This window comes from Sphingobacterium corticibacterium, from assembly GCF_004208525.1.
In the GTDB taxonomy this organism is placed as follows: domain Bacteria; phylum Bacteroidota; class Bacteroidia; order Sphingobacteriales; family Sphingobacteriaceae; genus Sphingobacterium; species Sphingobacterium corticibacterium.
Map to the genome: position 1 here is coordinate 22,484 of NZ_SGIT01000007.1, position 20,196 is coordinate 42,679.

The 20,196-nt window shown below is 42.4% G+C and carries 16 protein-coding genes; 11 read left to right on the plus strand and 5 right to left on the minus strand.

Translation table 11 applies throughout. The features are described from left to right. Positions 1 to 21 precede the first annotated feature (21 nt). Positions 22 to 969, minus strand: coding sequence for an MlaD family protein (locus EWE74_RS20535; protein WP_130143538.1), 948 nt, complete (start codon positions 967 to 969; stop codon positions 22 to 24). Between the two features lie 65 nt (positions 970 to 1,034). After that, positions 1,035 to 1,901: an N-acetylmuramoyl-L-alanine amidase family protein gene (locus EWE74_RS20540; RefSeq protein ID WP_130143539.1), complete on the minus strand. Its 867-nt coding sequence runs from the start codon at positions 1,899 to 1,901 to the stop codon at positions 1,035 to 1,037. A 160-nt stretch (positions 1,902 to 2,061) separates the two neighbouring features. On the opposite strand from EWE74_RS20540, the gene EWE74_RS20545 reads away from it, so the two are divergent. The 8 genes from EWE74_RS20545 (at position 2,062) to EWE74_RS20580 (ending at position 12,730) form a co-directional block, all read left to right on the plus strand. Then, complete coding sequence (locus tag EWE74_RS20545) at positions 2,062 to 4,779, plus strand: putative LPS assembly protein LptD (RefSeq protein ID WP_239018738.1); 2,718 nt, start codon at positions 2,062 to 2,064, stop codon at positions 4,777 to 4,779. Positions 4,780 to 4,969: 190 nt separating this feature from the next. Continuing rightward, positions 4,970 to 6,220 carry a competence/damage-inducible protein A gene (locus EWE74_RS20550; protein WP_130143540.1) on the plus strand — a complete coding sequence of 417 codons (1,251 nt, stop codon included), beginning with the start codon at positions 4,970 to 4,972 and terminating at the stop codon, positions 6,218 to 6,220. Positions 6,221 to 6,265: 45 nt separating this feature from the next. After that, positions 6,266 to 7,396, plus strand: a complete 1,131-nt coding sequence (locus EWE74_RS20555) for a sensor histidine kinase (protein ID WP_130143541.1) — start codon at positions 6,266 to 6,268, stop codon at positions 7,394 to 7,396. A gap of 3 nt (positions 7,397 to 7,399) precedes the next feature. Further along, positions 7,400 to 8,089, plus strand: a complete 690-nt coding sequence (locus EWE74_RS20560; protein WP_130143542.1) for a LytR/AlgR family response regulator transcription factor — start codon at positions 7,400 to 7,402, stop codon at positions 8,087 to 8,089. 76 nt (positions 8,090 to 8,165) lie between these two features. Continuing rightward, positions 8,166 to 8,891, plus strand: coding sequence for a dioxygenase family protein (locus EWE74_RS20565; protein WP_130143543.1), 726 nt, complete (start codon positions 8,166 to 8,168; stop codon positions 8,889 to 8,891). 11 nt (positions 8,892 to 8,902) lie between these two features. Beyond that, positions 8,903 to 9,589 (plus strand): hypothetical protein, encoded by a 687-nt coding sequence (locus tag EWE74_RS20570; RefSeq protein WP_130143544.1) that lies wholly within the window; start codon positions 8,903 to 8,905, stop codon positions 9,587 to 9,589. A gap of 46 nt (positions 9,590 to 9,635) precedes the next feature. Then, entirely contained in the window at positions 9,636 to 11,171 is a 1,536-nt protein-coding gene (locus tag EWE74_RS20575; RefSeq protein WP_130143545.1) for a carbohydrate-binding domain-containing protein, read from the plus strand. 125 nt (positions 11,172 to 11,296) lie between these two features. Next, positions 11,297 to 12,730, plus strand: coding sequence for a dihydrolipoamide acetyltransferase family protein (locus EWE74_RS20580; protein WP_130143546.1), 1,434 nt, complete (start codon positions 11,297 to 11,299; stop codon positions 12,728 to 12,730). Between the two features lie 39 nt (positions 12,731 to 12,769). Here EWE74_RS20580 and EWE74_RS20585 read toward each other — a convergent pair whose 3' ends face one another. Further along, positions 12,770 to 13,063, minus strand: a complete 294-nt coding sequence (locus tag EWE74_RS20585; protein WP_130143547.1) for a hypothetical protein — start codon at positions 13,061 to 13,063, stop codon at positions 12,770 to 12,772. Between the two features lie 238 nt (positions 13,064 to 13,301). Here EWE74_RS20585 and EWE74_RS20590 point away from each other — a divergent pair, with 238 nt between their 5' ends. Beyond that, complete coding sequence (locus EWE74_RS20590; protein WP_130143548.1) at positions 13,302 to 14,465, plus strand: methionine aminotransferase; 1,164 nt, start codon at positions 13,302 to 13,304, stop codon at positions 14,463 to 14,465. 22 nt (positions 14,466 to 14,487) lie between these two features. On the opposite strand, the gene EWE74_RS20595 is transcribed toward EWE74_RS20590, so the two are convergent. Beyond that, positions 14,488 to 15,852, minus strand: a complete 1,365-nt coding sequence (locus tag EWE74_RS20595) for an MATE family efflux transporter (protein ID WP_130143549.1) — start codon at positions 15,850 to 15,852, stop codon at positions 14,488 to 14,490. Positions 15,853 to 15,972: 120 nt separating this feature from the next. Between EWE74_RS20595 and EWE74_RS21510 the strand changes: the two genes are divergently transcribed. After that, the gene (locus EWE74_RS21510) at positions 15,973 to 16,479 is read left to right on the plus strand and encodes a Sec-independent protein translocase subunit TatA/TatB (protein WP_130143550.1); all 507 of its coding nucleotides are present in this window, start codon (positions 15,973 to 15,975) and stop codon (positions 16,477 to 16,479) included. Positions 16,480 to 16,553: 74 nt separating this feature from the next. Beyond that, complete coding sequence (locus EWE74_RS20605) at positions 16,554 to 18,788, plus strand: Tex family protein (protein ID WP_130143551.1); 2,235 nt, start codon at positions 16,554 to 16,556, stop codon at positions 18,786 to 18,788. Positions 18,789 to 18,822: 34 nt separating this feature from the next. Here the strand turns inward: EWE74_RS20605 and EWE74_RS20610 are convergent, their stop codons facing one another. Beyond that, a complete protein-coding gene (locus tag EWE74_RS20610) occupies positions 18,823 to 20,187 on the minus strand; it encodes a RagB/SusD family nutrient uptake outer membrane protein (protein ID WP_130143552.1) in 1,365 nt (454 codons plus the stop codon). Between the last annotated feature and the right edge of the window lie 9 nt (positions 20,188 to 20,196).

Here is a 20,196-nt window from a genome sequence, read left to right on the forward strand (position 1 = left end):
CTCGAACCGTTTTAGTTATAATTATTTCGTATCTCTTTTTCCGAAGATACTTACACGGATATATTTACCAGGCCTTTCCTCTACATCTTTAATTAAATTGTCGAGACTTTCGGAAGCATTATTCAGATTGTTATAGAGGTTGTCGTCGTTTAATAATAATCCAATAGAACCTTCACCATTATTAATTTTAGTGGTAATAACCTCGACATTTTTCATTACTTGTGTAGCATTATCGATGGTTGCTTTAATTTCCGTTTTAGAAAGATCATCGGATAAGCTATCCAGATTGGTCAGGATATTGTTGATTTTGACGTTGTTTTTTTTGAAGTTTCCGGTGATAGATTCGAGGTTTTGCATAATTCTTGCGAATCGGATCTTTTCTGACCCCATCAAGCCTTCCACCTCATTGGTAATTGTCTCCATGTTTCGTAATGAAACGGAAATACTACGTAAACTGCTTTTAAAATCACGCTGAAACTCTTTGTCTAGCGCAGTGTTAACCGCCGAAAGGACGGAATCTAATTTGACGACAAGGTTTTCTACTTTTAATTGGAGGGGTTCTACCTTTTCCAATAAATTGGCCTGCACATCCGACAGAAGTGGATCGCCGCTTTTTGCCAAGGTTGTACTATTACCCAGTTCGAATACGATAGCCTTGCTACCTAACAGGTCGGCGCTTACGATACGGGCAACGGTGTTAGAAGGTATGTCATATTCATTTTTTATTTTAAAATGCGTACGAATTTTGCCATTTTCTAATAATCGCATCCCGGACACTCGTCCAATTTGATAGCCACTAACAACAACGGGTTTCGATATGGTTAAGCCATCCACATTATCATAATCCGTGTAAAACTCGTTTTCTTTGGAAAAAACATCATTTCCCTTTAAGAAGTTGTAGCCTATAAACAATAAGGCGAGTGCAACCACGGTGATGATACCGACTTTTGTTTCGTTTGAAATCTTCAAAATATGTCTAGCTTGGGTAAATTAAATCCATTATTAGTTTAACAACAAACGAATGTAACAAATGTTTATCGTTCCACCGCCGTTTTGTATGTTTTTATTGCGTCAAATAAGTTTTGTACGATCTCTTTTTGACCCGCGGCTGACAACATGTAATCTTCTTCGGTAGGACTGCTCATAAAACCAAGCTCGGTTAATACAGCGGGCATACCTGCGGTAGACAACACTGCCAAAGAAAGTTCTTGAACACCTCTATTAGGGCGGTTAGATTTGGAAAATTGATCTTGCATATTAGAAGCCAACTTGATACTTTCCCTTCTATATTGGTTTTTCATCAATTGGAATACAATCATACTGGATGGGTCTTTCGGGTCAAAACCACCGTAGTTTTCCTCGTAGTTGTCTTCCAATAAAATCGAGGCATTTTCACGGATAGCAACATCTTGGCTACCCAACCGGTTAAAACCGCAAACAAAAGTTTCGGTACCCGTTACATTCGGTCTGCGGACTGTTGTGTTAACCCATCTGCCTCTGCTATTTTTAACACGCTTGGTGCCGTTTGCTGAGTTGCAGTGTATCGATATAAAAAGATCAGCTTTGTGTTTATTTGCGAGGGCCGGTCGCTCATATAGTGGTAAGAAAATGTCTGTCTTTCTGGTGTATAGCACTTTTACATCCGGCATTTCGCTTTCAATTTTCTGTCCTAGTTTTAAAGCTACTTCCAGCGCGATATCTTTTTCGTTAGATTTCCTGCCCACAGCACCGTTATCTTTCCCGCCATGTCCGGCATCAAGTACAATAGTGCGTACAGGATGTCCAACACTTTTTGGTTCTTGTTCGGAAGGGAGAGGAGTAATGGATGAGGTAGTAAGCGTCAACGTAAAAATCGTAGTTACAAATAACGTCAGCTTTTTTACATTTAAATTTCTGGTCATGTGTATTATATCCTTATATATCCTCATTTAAAATATTGTACAAAGGTACTGTAAAATTATTTTTTATTAACGTTTGTCTGTCGTGCTTTCTAAATCTTTTTTGCCTATTTTTGCCGTCAGGTAGTTTTAGTACACACAAAAATAACATTCATAATTCACATTGAAGACGTTAACTTGTTTTTTCTGTAGCCTTTTGTTCTTGTTTGTGGCCATTTCGGCTTCTGATGCACAGGTTGCTTCGTCTTCGGAAACTACTTCTTTTAACGTCCAAGATACCACATTAATTGTTGTAGACAGTGTAAAAAATAACCAAGATACGGCAGTTGTGACCGATTCGACTGGTTTGACAGACACCACGAGAAATCATTTAAAAGAAACACAGGGACAAGATACTGTGATGATGGAAGACGACAGCGGTTTGGAAACCATGGTTACCATCGTTGCTAATGATTCCTCCTGGAATGAGGTTAGTAAAAATATTCTTCATCTATATAACGGTGCTAAAGTCAAATATCAGGACTTTGAGCTGGCTGCCGACTATATCCGGTTAGACAGGAATACCAATCAATTGTTTGCTAGTGGCGTAACAAATCATAATGGCAAATACGTCGGTCGCCCCGTGGTTATCTTTCCGGGAGAAAGTCCCAAGTCAGTCGATTCCTTAGTATATGATTATAAAAGTCGGGAGGGAAATACGTATGGTATCATGACGGAGGAAGACGGCGCGTATATCCAGGCAAGGGTCGTCCGCAAGAATCTATACGATGAGCTTTCTTTGCAGACCGGGATGTATAGTACCTGTAATTTGCCCTATCCGCATACCCACTTTGGTATCCAATTTACGAAAGGTCTATTGGCGAAAAACCATATTATCGTGGGGCCTGCATTTCTCGTGGTTGAAAATATCCCCATCAAGTTTGTCGCTATTCCTTTCGGTTTTTTTCCAAAGAATAATAAAAGATCTTCCGGACTTCTATTCCCTTCTTTTGGGGAGGACGCAACGCGGGGTTTTTCTATTCGTGATATGGGTTGGTACTTGGCGTTTAATGATTTTTGGGATTCCGAAATTAGAGGGAGTCTATACTCGAAGGGAGCGTGGGAGGCCAGTGTACGTACAAATTATTTGGTGAATTATAAATTTAGCGGGGGCTTTAATATTCGCTACGCCTCTACACCATCTGGGGTGGAGGGGACGGAGAATTACGGCGTCAACCGTGATTTTAACGTCACATGGAATCACACACAACGACAAGAGGCCAATCCCGGAACTTCATTTTCCGCTTCTGTTAATTTTGGTACCAGTTCTTACTTCCGAAATACAGGGTTTAACCAACAGAATTCAATAGAAGATCTGACGCGAAACAATATGTCATCTTCGATAGCCTATGGTAAAGTGTTTGCAGATGGAAAAGTAAATTTTACCGCTAATTTAAGTCACCGACAGGACATGGCATCCGGACAGGTAGACTTGGAGTTGCCGTCTTTTAGTTTGAACGTATCCACGTTTAACCCTTTTGATTCTAAAGACCGGGTGGGTGATCAAAAATGGTATCAACGAATTACGGTAGGATATAGTTTGCAGGGACGGAATACCATTTCTACGGCAGATTCCCTGCTTTTTAAGAAAGAGGCACTAAATGACTTTACCAATGGTTTTCAGCATAATATTCCTATCAGTTTGAGCTTAAATGCCTTTAAATATTTTCAATTCAACACCTCTGTAAACTATACGGAGCGCTGGTATTTGCAGAGTGTCCGTAAGCGACTAATAAATGAGGTCAACGGCTTTTCTGCTACGCGTGATACGGTGGGTGGTTTCGAGCGTGCTTACGACTATTCCATGTCAGCTGGTCTTTCTACGAAGGTTTATGGTATGTATCCTAAAATGGGAAAAGTAGAGGCCATTCGACATGTCATAACACCGTCGGTTAACCTCAACTACCGTCCTGATTTTTCGGATGCTCGCTATGGTTTTTACCGGGATTTCGTAAACGATAATGGCGTAGTTGAACGCTACTCTATCTTTGAAGGCGGTATCTTCGGTGGACCCGGCTCAGGTAAATCCATGGGTATTGGTTTTTCAGTCGATAACAATATCGAAGCCAAAGTTCGAAACAACAACGATACAACCGGTAATGAAGCGTTTCGAAAAGTGAAAATTTTGCAAGGTCTGACCTTTAGCGGGAATTATAATTTCATGGCCGATTCCCTAAAACTTTCTAACATTAGTTTCTCGGGGCGTACTTCTCTGTTCAAGGAAAAGATCAATTTAAACTTTAACGGTACTTTTGATCCTTATGCCTTTAACCCAGAGACCGGGCAAAAGATCGATAGGTTTGCTATTCAAGATGGAAGTTTGGCTCGACTTACCAATTTTGGGTTGTCGTTTGACTATAGCCTTAATCCCAATGCAAACAAAAGCCGGAATGATAATCTCGATTCGCTCCGTAATCAAATGCCGAATATGACGGCAGAGCAGGCCGATGCATTGGCACGTATAAGTACCAATCCGAATGCGTTTGTCGACTTTAATATTCCCTGGAATTTAAATGGTTCTTTTAGCATGAACTATAATAAGTCTTGGAATCGCGACGAAAGACGGATGATGAATAATGTTACAGCTACGGTCAATATAAATGGTGACTTTAATGTTACGCCTAAATGGAAGGTACAATTTAATACTGGCTATGATCTTAGGCAAAAAGCCCTCTCGCTGACACGGTTTAGTATTTATCGTGATTTGCATTGTTGGGATATGTCTGTGGGGTGGACCCCTTTTGGACAATATAAGAGTTATAATATAACGATTCGTGCGAAAGCATCGATATTGCAAGACTTGAAGTTGACAAAACGAGAGAGTCATTATAGTTATCGGTAATTTTTCTTTTTTTACCTCAAAAAAAGAAACAAAAAAACTCGTCGCTGAAAAATTTTGAAGGATTGGATAATGCAAAAATGTTGTTTCTACAGATTTCAAAATTTTTGATGCGACATGTAAGGTTAATTGGGGGATAGTACAACCGCGTGTGGATGTCCTTTATGGCGCTTATACGGAGATCTAAAAAGAGATGAAAGCAGAAATTATTACGATAGGCGACGAGCTATTAAATGGGCAGGTTGTCGATACCAATTCGGCCTGGATCGCTAAGCATCTGGGTGCTTTGCATATCCCCGTTTTCCATATTACTTCGATATCCGATAAAGCGAACGCGATAAAAGCCGCATTGCAACAGGCAGAAGCACGAGCAGATGTCATCATCATGACAGGTGGATTAGGGCCTACCCGGGATGATATTACGAAAGCGACCGTAGCGGATTATTTTGGGACGACACTTGTGCGTAATGATACTGTATTGGCACATGTAGAATCGATTTTCCGTCGTAAAGCTGGAAAACTGATGCCTACAATGAATATTGGGCAAGCCGATGTATTGGCAAATGCAGCTGTTCTGTTTAATGATGTTGGTACAGCGCCGGGAATGGCCGTCGAACGTGGCGGTAAATATTTCGCTTTTTTGCCGGGTGTACCGTTTGAAATGAAATTCTTAATGGAAAACCGCGTATTGCCTATGTTGCGCGATACGTATAAGAGCGATGTCTTTGTTTATAATAGCTATATCTTAACGGTCGGCATAGGAGAATCTCATCTGGCGGAGCAGATAGCCGACATAGAGGATGCCTTGCCGCCCTTTATTACCTTAGCCTATCTTCCGAGAATTGGTATGGTACGTCTGCGTTTTACAGGTGAGGGATCGGATATCGAAGCCTTGACAAGTATAACCAATAGCTTTAAACAACAGGTGGTGGAACGTGTAAAAGATTACGTCGTTTCGGTAGACAATCGTTCGTTCGAGGAAGTATTGGTCCAAACATGTACCTCCGCTGGAGTGACACTTTCGACAGCGGAAAGTTGTACCGGAGGTGCTATTTCGGCACAGATTACCGCAGTTCCGGGTGCTAGCCAAATGTTTCAGGGAGCTGCGGTCGTTTATTCCAATCAAGCGAAGATGGATGTTTTACGTGTTTCACCTGATACATTAGCACACTATGGGGCTGTCAGTGAACAGACCGTTAAAGAAATGGCGGAGGGAGCAAAGCGCGTATTCGGCACAGATTATGCCATTGCGACGAGCGGTATTGCCGGTCCGGGCGGGGGTACAGAAACAAAACCGGTTGGTACAGTCTGTATAGCCGTTGCCGGAAAATCTGAAACCCGAACGCAAACGTTCTATTTTAAAAATGATAGAGCCATCAATATCGAACGTACGGTTGTGGCGGGATTAACGATGCTTTGGAATATGTTTCGAAAAGAGGAATAATCCTCCAAGAGTTTCGTAAGTTTACAGCGTTAGATATCGCTCGATATGGGAACTCTCTTTTGGAAACGGCATTACAAACTCAGCATTTTACTCCATGTGCTCGCATGGGTAGGTTTCATCTCTTTACCCGTGATCTTTATTGGTAATAGGAATATGGGGATTTCCGAAATACTCCGACATGGAGAATTTTGGTTTTTTATAGGCTGCTTTATTATTCCCTATTATATCAATAGTTATCTGTGGACGCCCTATATCATCCAAAAGCGAAAATATGTGTTGTATGTTATTTCTATTGTGTTTGTTGGCGTTGTATTTGCGTTTTGGCTGCAGCCCTTTCATAGACTGATGCAACTGGACGAACTTCCGAAAAATGAAATAGCAACCTTCGAAAGAGAGTCAGTCCCGCCTCATCTGCCCAGAAATAAGCCACCTTTTCCGGATCGTCCACAAGATGCCAGACGATTGCCGCCACCCGAGGTTAGCAGACAGTTAGATATTGCATCGGTCTATATCGTCATGTTGGTGATCATTCTGGGATCTTTGGTTAAGATAGTACAATATTGGATCCAATCGCAACAAAAGGTACAACAGATACGGCACGCGTTAACCAAGAAAGAGCTTGCTTTTCTTAAGGCGCAGGTTCATCCCCATTTTTTATTTAATACCTTGAATAATATCTACTCCCTGGCGTTGACTGGCGACCCCTCAACGGCGACGAGCATTTATAAATTGTCGCAACTCATGCGTTATTATATGGACGAAAGAAATGAGGAGGAAGTAGATTTAAAAGACGAGATTCAGGCTATCCAAGATTTTATTAGTTTACAAAAACTCCGGATAGATGCAAATTGTACCCTAACAGAACAATACGCAGGTTTAGACATCCCCAAGAGGATATATCCGTTTATTTTATTTCCTTTTGTAGAAAATGCATTTAAATATGGTTTAAGTACATCAGCGCCCTGTTATTTGGAATTTTGTATACAAGTAACAGCTAATTATTGTTCCATGGAAGTGAAGAATTCTGTTTCGAAGGAGTTACTTGAACAACCAAGCTCCGGAATAGGGTTAAAAAATACAAGAAAGCTACTCGAACATCTGTATCCGAACAAATTTCAATTGGATATAACGAAGGAAAACGATACGTTTTTTGTTAAACTTTTGCTGTATATTTAACACATGCTGACCTGTATTGCTATCGATGATGAACCCTTGGCGTTACGCGTAGTAACGAAGTTTGCCGAAAAGCATCCGGCGTTGCACATGTTGCGCACATTCTCCAATCCACTGGAAGCCAAAATTTTTATAGAAAGCGAGTCTGTGGATTTAATCTTTCTCGATGTGGATATGTTGGAGGTCAACGGTGTTGATTTTGCCCGGTCGTTGTCTCGATGCCCGTTATTGGTATTTACGACAGCACACAAAGCCTATGCAGTTGATGGTTTTGAGTTGGATTCCGTCGATTATTTATTGAAACCTTTTGATTATAGTCGTTTTGAACGGGCTGTCGAAAAAGCATTGGCACGTCATGCCCCGCAAGATTACAGGCCATTCCTGACCGTGTACGAAGAATATCAATTGGTGAAGATCCATTTGGATGAGATAGAGTGTTTAGAAAGTATGCAGGACTATGTCAAAATCCATTTAACCAACGGACGGACAGTGCTGACACTTTCCACGTTGAAAGCTATGTATGACCGATTACCGGAAAATACGTTTATACGTATACACCGTAGCTACATTGTCGCCGTTCCACATATTGTTTCTTTTTCCCATAAAAAAATAAAACTCCCTCGTTTTCTGCTTAGTGTAGGTGAAAGCTATTACAAAGATGTGATTCGTTTTTTAACGAACTCATCGACACAATAAGCCCATTCATCGGTACTTAACATTATTTTACATCTTGCCCATGTAATTTTCGTTTATAATTTAAAAGAGAGATTATATGGAACGGAAAAAATTTATCAAAACTTTATCCTTTTTGGCATTTTCGGGACCTATGGCGTGGGCTTCCTGCAAAAAAGATGATAGTACTAGTCTTACGGATGAGACAGGAACAGATGTGGATGTGGATAACAGCTGTGCGGTTACTCCGACGGAGACAGAAGGACCATTTCCTACGAAAACCCCCGCTTCATACGTTCGTTCGGATATACACAAAGGGGATGGCTTAGGTGTGGAAATGGCAGCATTGATTACGATTGCTAATGTAACCGATAATTGTAATCCTTTAGCAGGAGCACTGGTGGATATTTGGCATTGCGATGTGGACGGCAATTATTCACAATATGGCGGCACACAGATGCAGTCTGTTAATTATCAGTCCGCGAATTGGTTCCGTGGTCGTCAGATTACGGATAACAATGGCTTGGTGACGTTTAATACCATATTTCCGGGTTGGTATCAAAGTCGTGCAACACATATCCACGTGCATATCTACGATTCCACAGGTAAGTCACTTTTGGTTACACAGATCGCCTTTCAAGATAGCCTATCGATCAATGTGAATACGAATGGTGCTAACTACGGGTACACAAAAGGTACCGCGGGGTATACATACAATAGCAGAGATAATGTATTCGGAGATGGCGTAGAGAAGCAAATGTCTACTGTTACCGGAACAATGGCTACCGGATTTGAAATGAAAATCACCCTTAGGGTTCGTGCGTAGATAAGGACGGCATGGAGGATATCAGAATTTATATAGCGGAACAACGAGGCGAGGAGCTCATCGGCGAAGGAAGGCTCAGAAGCACGCTGAATTACGGGGATTATCGTTCTCCGCATCGCAACCCTATAGGAGACTTACAGTATGTAAATGAATGGATAGGACATCTCGACCAGACCTTTTCGTTGCTATTACCAGCACAGCAGATATCTGTTTTCGTACCGCTGACAGGAGGCATTTTGTTGCGGATAAAAGAACAGGAATATAAGGTGCCCTTGGGAGATTTGCTGGTATTGCCGACTAATATAGGATCAGATGTCTTGATACAACAATTAATTCCAGAGGAACCTTATTTCACCTTTCAGCAATTCGTGTTTTCAGCAGCAGATATATCTTCTAAAGATATCTGCAGTTACAGTTTGCCAATAACAAACCCTTCTGACAAGAACAGACTGTTACCTGTTTGGGAAAAAGAGGATTTTCCATTTCGGATCTATATAGGAGCTTTTATCGGGAAAGAGGAATATAAGCTGATCTTAGATGCAACCTTTGATCGTGTTTTTGCATTGCCTCTTGACGGTCATTTTGAAGTAGAAGAAAGGTTGCTGTTCACCGGAGACGCATTATCGCTTCCGGGATTGCAGGAATTAGAAGCAGAGTGCTTATCCGTTACTGGTTTATTGCTGGTAATTCATTTTTAGCACGGCAAGTTTATAACATATTATTCCTTAAAAAAAAAATATTATTATGAAAGCGACAACATATCTCTCCTTTCTCGTGCTATTGAGTATGATTACGGTATCATGTACCAAAGACGACTTAACGGATGATACGGAAGAGGGAACAACCATTACAACAGATGGTGCGGTTACGATTAACGCAAGCACCACAAGTGGAACACCGGAAGGTTCGAAGGAAACTGGGGCAAATGCAGACGATTTATTGGCGAATTCCACATTCAGTTCTACCGTCAAAATAGCATTCAACGGTGCAAGTGCGATCGTGGAGAATACTGTAGCAGGTGTCACGGTAGCCGCTACAGGAGCAGATGTTGTTATTGAATCGACCGTTAGTGGAGTGGCTTATGAAGTGACAGGCAGTACCACAGATGGAATGCTCAAAATCTATAGCGATAACAAATATAAATTGACGTTGAATGATGTATCTATCAAAAACAATGACGGTCCTGCTATCAATATACAGTCTGGCAAGCGGGCTTTCATCGTATTGAGCGGAACGAACACCTTAGAAGATGGTACAACGTATGCTTCATATACAGAAGACCAAAAAGGAACATTTTTTAGCGAGGGGCAGTTGATTTTTTCGGGTGAGGGTACGCTTAACATCGTAGGCAATAATAAACATGGTATCGCCAGCGATGACTATGTGCGTATACAAAGCGGTATAATTAAGATCACGAAGGCCGCATCTGACGGCATACATGCCAACGATGCGGTCATTATCGATGGAGGCACGCTGGATATTACGGCAAGCAGCGATGGAATAGAGGCGGAAAAGGGACAAATTTTTATCAATGACGGCAACATTACGATCAACGTGGCAGACGAAGGTATCGTCGCCTCATACGAAACAGACAATACAATTGATCCATATGTTGTCATTAACGGTGGCACGATTCATATTACGACAACGGGTGAAGGAGGTGAAGGCATAGAAAGCAAGAGTACATTGACCATCAATGGCGGTGATATTTATATCCAAGCGGTGGACGATGCGATTAATGCAGGTACAGCCATTTATATAAACGGTGGAAATATCGTTGCTTATAGCACGACAAACGACGGTATTGACTCCAATGGTACATTGACCGTAACAGGAGGAAGAGTCTTTGCTATTGGTGCGAGAAATCCCGAAGCGGGTTTTGACTGTGATAACAGTACATTCAAGATAACCGGAGGGTTATTGATCGGTGTTGGTGGTACAACGAGTATACCAACAGCCAATGTCTCCACACAGGCTTCCGCCATCTTAGGCAGTGGAAATAGCGGAATAATATACAGTGTATTGGATAGTGATAATGGAGAAGTGGTCACGTTTAAATCGCCGACGAGCTTTACTACCGTGCTGTTGTCCAGCAATAAGTTCAGTTCAGGCAAAACATACAAATTGGTCAGTGTGTTGGAAATATCTGATGCTTCGAACGTTAACGGACTGTATCTTGGAGGGACTTTCAGTGACCCTATACTCTCGTCGTCTTTTACATTGACATCTATCGTAACGCGTATTGGAGGCAGTACTGGTCCGGGAGGAGGACAGCGATAAGGGTTTTCTGTGAATAATGAAATAATATTTTATTTTTGCCCTGTTGTAAAATATTATGTTTTGTTTAATTGAATTTGTTAGATTAAATGTTAATTTAGTAAATCATTCAATGAACTTAGATCGATATGGGTATATATAAAGTGGTTCTCCCAAGAATGGGAGAAAGTGTTTCCGAAGCCACCATTACAAAATGGGTGAAGGCAATCGGAGATTCGGTTGAGGAGGATGATCCAATTGTAGAAATAGCGACAGACAAAGTCGATTCTGATGTTCCCGCTCCGGTGACAGGAAAGTTATCCAAGATTTTTTTTGAAGAAAACCAAGTCGCACAAGTGGGCGATGTGATCGCATGGATTGAGGTAGAAGGGGAAACAAATGAAGATACCACTACGCCTGATACAGAAGAGGTGGCGGATGCGGTTAGTCAACCTGAGCCGGAAGTATCTCCAGATATAGAAGAGCATAATGTGATAGAGGAAGAGCTTTTGAACAAGGTTTCTGCTGCAGAGGAAAGAGGAGTTTCCACACAACAGATCCCCGGTACGGAACTATTGGAACAGGAATTGCGTGAAAAAACAGTCTTACATTCCGGTTCTCGTTTTTATTCTCCTTTGGTCAAGAATATTGCACAGGAAGAAGGTCTAAGCCAGGCAGAGTTAGATAGTATCATTGGTACAGGAGCAGAAGGTCGGGTAACCAAGCAGGATATTTTAGATTATCTCGGAAAACGTTCCGCGCAAGATCCACGAGTTGAATCAGAAGAAATAGCCGTTAAAACAGCGTCATCAGATCAACATGTAATCACGCCTCCTTCGAAAGAAAAGGAGAATACCCCGAAAATAACAGCACCTGGTGATGAAATTGTAGAAATGGATCGCATGCGTAGGCTCATAGCAGATCACATGGTGCATAGTGTTAAAACATCGCCACACGTTGCTTCCTTTGTGGAAGCCGACGTAACAAATTTGGTCAATTGGAGAAATAAGATAAAAGATAGTTATAAAAAGCGAGAAGGCGAAAATATTACCTTTACGCCTATTTTTATTGAGGCTGTTAGTAAAGCGTTACGCGATTTTCCGATGGTCAACGTATCCGTTGATGGGCATCATATTATCAAGCGGAAGAATATTAATATCGGCATGGCGGCGGCATTACCTTCCGGTAATTTGATTGTTCCCGTTATCAAAAATGCTGACCAGTTGAGTTTAGTGGGATTGAGTAAGGCAGTCAATGATTTAGCACAGCGAAGTAGACAGAATCAATTAAAACCCGATGATACCCAAGGTGGAACTTTTACCTTTACCAATATTGGTGCTTTCGGGAATATCATGGGCGTACCCATTATCAACCAACCGCAAGCAGCTATTTTGGCTGTAGGTACGATTAAGAAAAAGCCGGCTGTTTTAGAAACAGAACATGGCGATGTGATTGCCATTCGTCACATGATGTACTTGTCGATGTCCTACGATCACCGCGTCATTGATGGCGCGTTAGGCGGCACTTTTCTGAAACGTGTTGCGGATTATCTGGAAAATTGGGATATAAATAGGGAGATTTAAATAACAAAAAGCGGCGGATAAGACACCCGCCGCTTTTTGTTATTTAATATTGTTAATAGCCTCTTGTTCGCGCAATTTATCGATGTTATTCTTATCACTGTATTCTTCCGTTTTTTCCTGAAAAGACTCCAATATTTCCCTGATAGAATCAGCATTATCCGCTGTTCGCTGATAGATATCCGGCATTTTGGATTCGATTAGTTTATCCCCCAACTCGATGTTGTCTACTTCAATTTTGCCTATCTTTTCTAAAACAGCCTGCTGACTATTTCGTACGTCTTCCAATTCTCGGCCGATCTTCTCCATCAGATCGAATTTTTTCAATTTGTCCATATCACACTTTGTTTTAGTTCCTTATAATAAAACGTATTTGTAGACGATTTGTTTTAAATGTGGCTTGTCGCTGTATTTAAGGGCGAGCGGCAGCGTTCGTATGCAAATGAAAAGTTTCTCGCGAATACCCTGCAGTTTGTGGGAAATTACGTTTGTTTGTTGGTGAAAAAAGTATTTTATTAAAATGAGGTTTAGATACGAAAATCCATTATTTTAGTCGGGTAATTAAATCACTAAAATGACAGCATCCTTTCAACGCGCGAAGTTTGTTTCGAAACTTCCCGAGACAGAGATCAGTATATTCTCCCGCATGTCGGCTTTGGCCCAAGAACATAAAGCTATTAATTTATCGCAAGGGTTTCCCAATTATCCGACATCCGAAAAGTTAATTGCTCTAGTAGACCACTATATGCGTAAAGGATGTAACCAATATGCACCCATGCCGGGTATATTCCCCCTTAGGGAAGTTTTGGCAGAAAAGATTCATATGCTTTATCAGGTGGATGTGGATGTAGAAAAAGAAATAACCATTACCTCAGGTGGCACGCAAGCACTCTTTACGGCAATAGCAACACTTATCCGTCCGGGAGATGAAGTCATTGTCTTCGAACCGGCCTATGATTCCTATAGACCTAGCGTCGAACTTTTTGGAGGGAAAGTCGTTCCGGTTACGTTAAAAGCACCTCATTTCACGATTGATTGGAAGGAAGTAGAAACGTTGATTTCGCCTCGGACAAAGCTTATCATTGTTAATAACCCCACCAATCCATCCACTAAGATTTGGAAGAAAAGAGATTTCGAAGCCTTGGGAAAATTAGTACAGGATACCTCGATTACGATATTGGGCGATGAGGTGTACGAACATATTGTCTACGACAATCAAATCCACTGGTCTTTATTGCAGTTCCCGACGTTATGGGAACGGAGTTTTGTGGTGGCTTCATTCGGGAAATTATTGCATACGACCGGTTGGAAATTGGGTTATGTGGCGGCGCCGGCTTATCTAACGACCGAATTCCGAAAAATTCACCAATTTAATGTATTCAGTGCCAATACACCCATGCAGTTTGCGATTGCAGACTATATCCGGGACAAGGATAGTTATCTAAGTTTACCTGCTTTTTTTCAAGAAAAGCGTGACCTGTTTATAGAGGGGTTGAAAGCTAGCCGATTCCAGAGCCTGCCTTGCGAGGGTACCTATTTTTTATTGATGGATTACGCGCCAATCAGCGACTTGCCTGAATTGGCCTATGCTACCCAATTGACCACCCAATTTAAGGTGGCTACTGTTCCTGTTTCCGCATTTTACGCTTCCTCTTGTGATCAACGTCTACTTCGTATCTGCTTCGCCAAGGATAAGGATACGCTCAATAGGGCATTGGACCTATTAATAAAAATATAAAATATATAAGGTTGACTAGGGATCACCCAAACCTATCGATCCGCTGCCAGATAATACTACGGTAGCGCGTATACAACAATATCGAAGAAGTCAGCAATCCGAGCGAAAGCCCATACCAAACACCCTGCACCCCCATATTGAAATAGATGCCCAAAAGATATGCTACGGGGATGCCAACAATCCAGTAAGCAATGAAAGTGATCAATGTGGGCACATTCACATCTCCCATTCCGCGGAGAACCCCCAGTCCGACAACCTGCGTGCCATCAAACAGCTGGAACAGTCCGGCAATGATTAAGAGTTGCGCGGAAAGGCTGATAACAGCCTGGTCGTCACTGATTATCCGGGGCAGATATTGGTTGAAGACCGCAAAAATTACCGCACAGATCAACATGAAGACAATAACCAGGTGATAAGAAACGTTAGCAAACTTCTTTACACGCATCATGTTGCGTCGACCATAACTATGACCGGTCTTAATCGTTGCCGCAGAAGCGATACCACTTGCCATCATATAGGTCATAGCAGCTAGGGTAATGGCAACCTGATGGCTGGCCTGTTCCACGGCACCAATTTTTCCGGCGATAAGTGATGCCGCAGCAAAGGAACCGACTTCAAATACATATTGTAGCGCCATCGGGGCACCGATTTTAAAAATGCTCTTCACTCGGGAAAGCTCGGCATGGAAAAATGAAAACGTTTTGGTGTACAGGCTGAACCGTTTAGACCGGAGGACATAAAAAGACATCGCCAGCATCATCAAAACCCGGTCAATTAGCGTGGCATATCCGACACCCACAATACCCATTGGTTTGATACCGAACATACCTTTTACAAAGATAATCGCCAAAATCACGTTCAGTACATTGCCCCAGATCGTGATGTTCATCGCCTGCCGTGTAAAGCCCAGCCCCTCGGCAAACTGTTTAAAGGTGTTGAATGCCATCAGCGGGATAACGGAGAACATCAATACCCATAAATAAGGTTTTGCCGTTTCCACGACTTGGGGATCCTGATCAAGATGTCCCATGGCGTACATCGACCCAAAGCCAATGAGACCAAACAGCATAACAGCAGTGGCAATATTTAACCACAGGCTGCTGGAAAGCAATTTTCCACATGTTTCCATGTCACCTTTGCCGTTGGCTTGGGCGATAAGTGGCGTCAGACCATAGGAAACACCCAGCCCGATCACCATCACTACGATAAACACCGAGTGTACAAGGGAAACCGCTGCCAGCGGAATGGTTCCGGCAAATTTACCCACCACCACGGTGTCTGCGGTTTGCACAAGTGTATGCCCCAGTTGTGCAATGATAATAGGTCCTGCCAATGCAAAAGCATTCCAGTAAAAATGCTTGTTTTGTTTGTAGTAATGATGTAACATAGTGTTTCGCGTGTGCAAAGATAATCGTTTTTGTTACTAAATATTTACATCAAAATTTGGAAGAAACATAAATTTACGCTTACCTTTATCTTTCGATAAAAAGTTAAGGAGAAGGATAAAATGACTTTAGGATTCTTGAATATCGGTACACAGGAGATGGTGCTTATTGTTATCGTCATTTTGCTGTTGTTTGGAGGGAAGAAATTACCGGAATTGGCGAGAGGATTAGGACGCGGGATTCGCGAATTTAAAGATGCCTCTGACGGTATAAAACGAGAAATTTCAGATCAGATAAATAATTTTGAAAAGGATTTGGACGTAACCGTAGAGGATACACCTGCTACTAAAACCCGATCCCAAACAATCGCAGACGAAATTAATCAGCCAAAAGAAGAAGCCGTTGGCGAGGAGAAGGAGGAAACAAAAAAGGAGTTTCCGAAGTTTAGTACGCCAGAGAATGCGGTGCAACATCATCCCGGTGTGCAACCATCTTCCGGAGACGAACATTACACCTATGGGTATAATGATCACTTTGCGAATGAAGAGAGCAGTGCGGATACATCAGAAGGGGCGGCTGTGCAAACCAATACAACGGCTTCTGACGAGGAGCAATCTAAAAATGTTTAAATTTATTACCGTATAATACCATTGTAAAAGCTGTTGGTAACTCCTGCAGCTTTCTTTTTTACTTCACTTAAAATATGACATACGAAATTATTATTTCGCAAGAACTGGGGGTAAATAGCCGCCAGGTATCCACGACTATCAGTTTATTGGACGACGGTGCAACTGTTCCGTTCATTGCCCGTTATCGTAAGGAGATGACCGGCAGTTTGGATGAAGTGCAAATTACCACCATCCGGGACCGCGTACAGCAACTGCGTGATTTAGATAAACGTAAAGAAGCGGTCTTGAAATCTATTACGGAGCAAGGGAAATTAACACCGGAGCTGGCGCAGCAAATCCAGGAAGCGGAGACAATGGCCATTCTGGAAGATATTTATCTGCCGTTCAAACCGAAACGCAAAACCCGTGCATCAATGGCAAGAGAAAAAGGCCTACAACCGTTGGCTGATCGATTGCTGTTACAAGAAAAAGATGATATATTCATGTTAGCAGCCGATTTTATCGATTCGGAGAAAGGCGTAACATCAGCAGAAGAGGCGCTAGCAGGTGCACGCGATATTATAGCAGAACAAATTGCGGAAGACGCGGAAGTTCGTGCGAAAGCCCGGAAAATATTTTTGGATAAAGGTTTGTTTGTTTCGCGTGTTGTTCCTGGAAAAGAGGACAATGCGTTAAAATATAAAGATTATTTTGATTGGTCGGAACCGCTTAAAGATGCACCGTCTCATCGGGTATTGGCGATGCGCCGTGGCGAAAAGGAAGAAATGCTTTATCTTGATATTGCTGTAGACGAGGAAACGGTGCTTTCAGTCATCGAAAATAGCTATATAAAAGCCGCCAATGAAGCTGCTGCACACGTAAAGACCGCTTTACAAGACAGCTATAAAAGGTTGTTGAAACCGTCGATGGAAACCGAGGTACGTGTGTTGACCCGTCAAAAAGCCGATGAAGAAGCCATCCGTGTGTTTGCGGACAATGTCCGTCAACTGTTGTTGGCCGCACCTCTAGGACAGAAGCGGTTATTAGCAATTGATCCGGGATTCCGTACAGGGTGTAAAACGGTCGTTTTGGATGCTCAAGGCGCATTATTAGAGAATACGACCATCTTTCCGCATAATGGTGCGGGAGGCATAGCAGAAGCCGCAAAAACAGTAGAACTTTTGGTAAAACGCTACGATGTGGAAGCGATAGCTGTCGGTAACGGCACAGCTGGCCGGGAAACAGAAGAATTTGTCCGCAAATTAGGATTAAAAGATGTTACCGTCGTTATGGTGAACGAATCGGGCGCTTCCATTTATTCTGCTTCGGAAGTAGCTCGAGAAGAATTTCCGGACTACGATGTGACCGTTCGTGGAGCGATATCTATCGGAAGAAGACTAATGGATCCCTTAGCAGAATTAGTGAAAATTGATCCTAAGTCCATTGGCGTAGGGCAATACCAACACGATGTCGATCAAAACAAATTGCAAAGCTCATTGGACGATACCGTCATTTCTTGCGTAAATGCAGTGGGTGTGGAGTTGAATACAGCATCTAAACAAATTTTGGCGTATGTCTCCGGGCTTGGACCGTCTCTCGCACAACAAATTGTGAACTATCGCGGGACGAACGGACCGTTCAAATCACGCAAGGAGCTTAAAAAGGTTCCGCGTTTAGGAGATAAGGCCTTTGAGCAGGCTGCCGGTTTCCTCCGTATCCGTCATGGCGAACATCCGTTGGATGCTTCTGCTGTGCACCCGGAACGTTATGTGCTCGTGGAGCAGATGGCAAAAGACCTGCAAGCCAGTGTACAAGATTTACTAACCAATGAAGCATTACGCAAACAAATAGATTTAAAGCGCTATGTTTCGGATGAAGTTGGGCTTCCTACCTTAAACGATATTATTGGGGAGTTGTCCAAACCAGGACGTGACCCGCGGGAGCAATTCGAAGAGTTTAAGTTTACGGATGGCGTGAACAGCGTTAGCGATTTGCGCATTGGTATGAAACTGCCTGGTATTGTCACCAATATCACTAATTTTGGGGCATTTGTTGATATAGGTGTTCACCAAGATGGTTTGGTACATCTGAGCCAGCTTGCCAATCGCTTTGTCTCTGATCCGAATGAGGTTGTTAAGGTGCAGCAGCATGTTATGGTGACGGTAACGGAAATCGATGAAAGACGAAACCGTATCGGTTTGTCGATGAAAAGTGAAGACAAACCGGCATCCCGAAAACTTCATGATAACCAACGAAAAGCGAAGACTAAGGCTCCCGAAACCGATATGGCAAGTAAATTAGCGGCGTTGGCAAGCAAATTTAAAGCATAAAAGAAAGGGCAGATTGTTATGTCTGCCCTTATTTTTAATATCCTGGATTTTGCTCTAAAATATCCGGGCGGAGATTGATTTGTGCGGTTGGGATCGGGTAAACAAATCCATTTTCATTCGCTAAAGTCCCGTATTTTTCCAATGCTAATCCTGTTCGGCAGAAATCAAACCAGGTTTCCCCCTCAAAAAGAAGTTCCCTTTCTTTTTCTTCTTGTATAAACTTTACAAAGCTGTCCACCGTGGTAAATTCACTCTTTTCTTTGGTTACTCCTGCTCGTGTCAACACCTTTTGGAGTGAACTGAATGCCAGATCACTTACACTATTACTAGCTCTTGCCTCTGCTTCTGCATGAATAAGTAAGATTTCTGCCAGACGGATGATAGGCAGATTCTGGCTCGGTGGAGTTGCGTTCGGGAATTTTCCCATATAGTAACGATCATTTGATCCGTGAAATATCGAGAAATCTTGCCTTTTATCGCCCTCTTCGAATAGCGCTCGAATGGAAGCGTCTACATAAAATAACATGCTGGCGTTATCATTACTTACTGATGCTAGGGTGTTGGTCGTTTGATCATCAAACTGCAACTCAAAAATAGATTCAGCTGTATTTTCGGAAGACCAGATACTACCGAAATTGTCTGCTAACTGAAAATTTTCGGAGTTTATGATTTCTGCGGCGGCGTTTGCCGCTAAAGCGTAGTCATCTGTAATCGACGCTTGATAAAGATAAACTTTCGCCAATAAGGCCTGTGCGGCCGCCTTTGTAGCTCTCCCCTTAGTCGCTTCGGTATTTTCATGCACCTCGGGAAGCTCTGTTATGCTTTCCGTGAGGTCTTTTACCAGTTGCTCGTATATGGCGGAAGGTTCAGACTGTGGAATAGCTACATCTTCGTCTTCCGTAGTAGCTGTCAGCTTTAAGGGCACGCGACCAAAAGCACGTACCAGAAAGAAATAGTTTAATGCACGTACAAATTTGGCCTCACCAATAAACTGTGCCCGCTTCTCTTCAGAGATCGTGTTTTCGGGCATTTCAGCGACCTCGGCAATAATGTTATTGGCGGCGTTGATGGTAGAATAAATGCCCTGCCATGCATTGGCTACCCAAGGGTTGGTCGCTGCAAGGTTGTGTGTCTTGAAATTTTCGTATTCCGGAAATATCGAGGCATGAGAAACATGCCCAGCAGAAAATTCAGGAACAATGACCATTGTCTGTCCGTAGGTAAACGAGCTCGTCATGGTACGGTACATGCCTATTACGGCGGAATTCGCATTGGTTTCCGAATTGAAATAGCTATCGTTGGTAACTTGCGCAAGCGGTTCCCTGTCGAGGAAGCTGTCGCAAGACGTAAATCCTGCGAGTAGTAAGATAGCGAAAGATAATTTATATATCGTGTTCATAAGAATGTG

Excerpts from the sequence above, each read along its gene's own strand:
- EWE74_RS20540 (WP_130143539.1), bottom strand. The coding sequence starts at position 1,901 with ATGACCAGAAATTTAAATGTAAAAAAGCTGACGTTATTTGTAACTACG.
- EWE74_RS20550 (WP_130143540.1), top strand. The coding sequence starts at position 4,970 with ATGAAAGCAGAAATTATTACGATAGGCGACGAGCTATTAAATGGGCAG.
- EWE74_RS20555 (WP_130143541.1), top strand. The coding sequence starts at position 6,266 with ATGGGAACTCTCTTTTGGAAACGGCATTACAAACTCAGCATTTTACTC.
- EWE74_RS20560 (WP_130143542.1), top strand. The coding sequence starts at position 7,400 with ATGCTGACCTGTATTGCTATCGATGATGAACCCTTGGCGTTACGCGTA.
- EWE74_RS20565 (WP_130143543.1), top strand. The coding sequence starts at position 8,166 with ATGGAACGGAAAAAATTTATCAAAACTTTATCCTTTTTGGCATTTTCG.
- EWE74_RS20570 (WP_130143544.1), top strand. The coding sequence starts at position 8,903 with ATGGAGGATATCAGAATTTATATAGCGGAACAACGAGGCGAGGAGCTC.
- EWE74_RS20575 (WP_130143545.1), top strand. The coding sequence starts at position 9,636 with ATGAAAGCGACAACATATCTCTCCTTTCTCGTGCTATTGAGTATGATT.
- EWE74_RS20580 (WP_130143546.1), top strand. The coding sequence starts at position 11,297 with ATGGGTATATATAAAGTGGTTCTCCCAAGAATGGGAGAAAGTGTTTCC.
- EWE74_RS20585 (WP_130143547.1), bottom strand. The coding sequence starts at position 13,063 with ATGGACAAATTGAAAAAATTCGATCTGATGGAGAAGATCGGCCGAGAA.
- EWE74_RS20590 (WP_130143548.1), top strand. The coding sequence starts at position 13,302 with ATGACAGCATCCTTTCAACGCGCGAAGTTTGTTTCGAAACTTCCCGAG.
- EWE74_RS20595 (WP_130143549.1), bottom strand. The coding sequence starts at position 15,852 with ATGTTACATCATTACTACAAACAAAACAAGCATTTTTACTGGAATGCT.
- EWE74_RS21510 (WP_130143550.1), top strand. The coding sequence starts at position 15,973 with ATGACTTTAGGATTCTTGAATATCGGTACACAGGAGATGGTGCTTATT.
- EWE74_RS20605 (WP_130143551.1), top strand. The coding sequence starts at position 16,554 with ATGACATACGAAATTATTATTTCGCAAGAACTGGGGGTAAATAGCCGC.
- EWE74_RS20610 (WP_130143552.1), bottom strand. The coding sequence starts at position 20,187 with ATGAACACGATATATAAATTATCTTTCGCTATCTTACTACTCGCAGGA.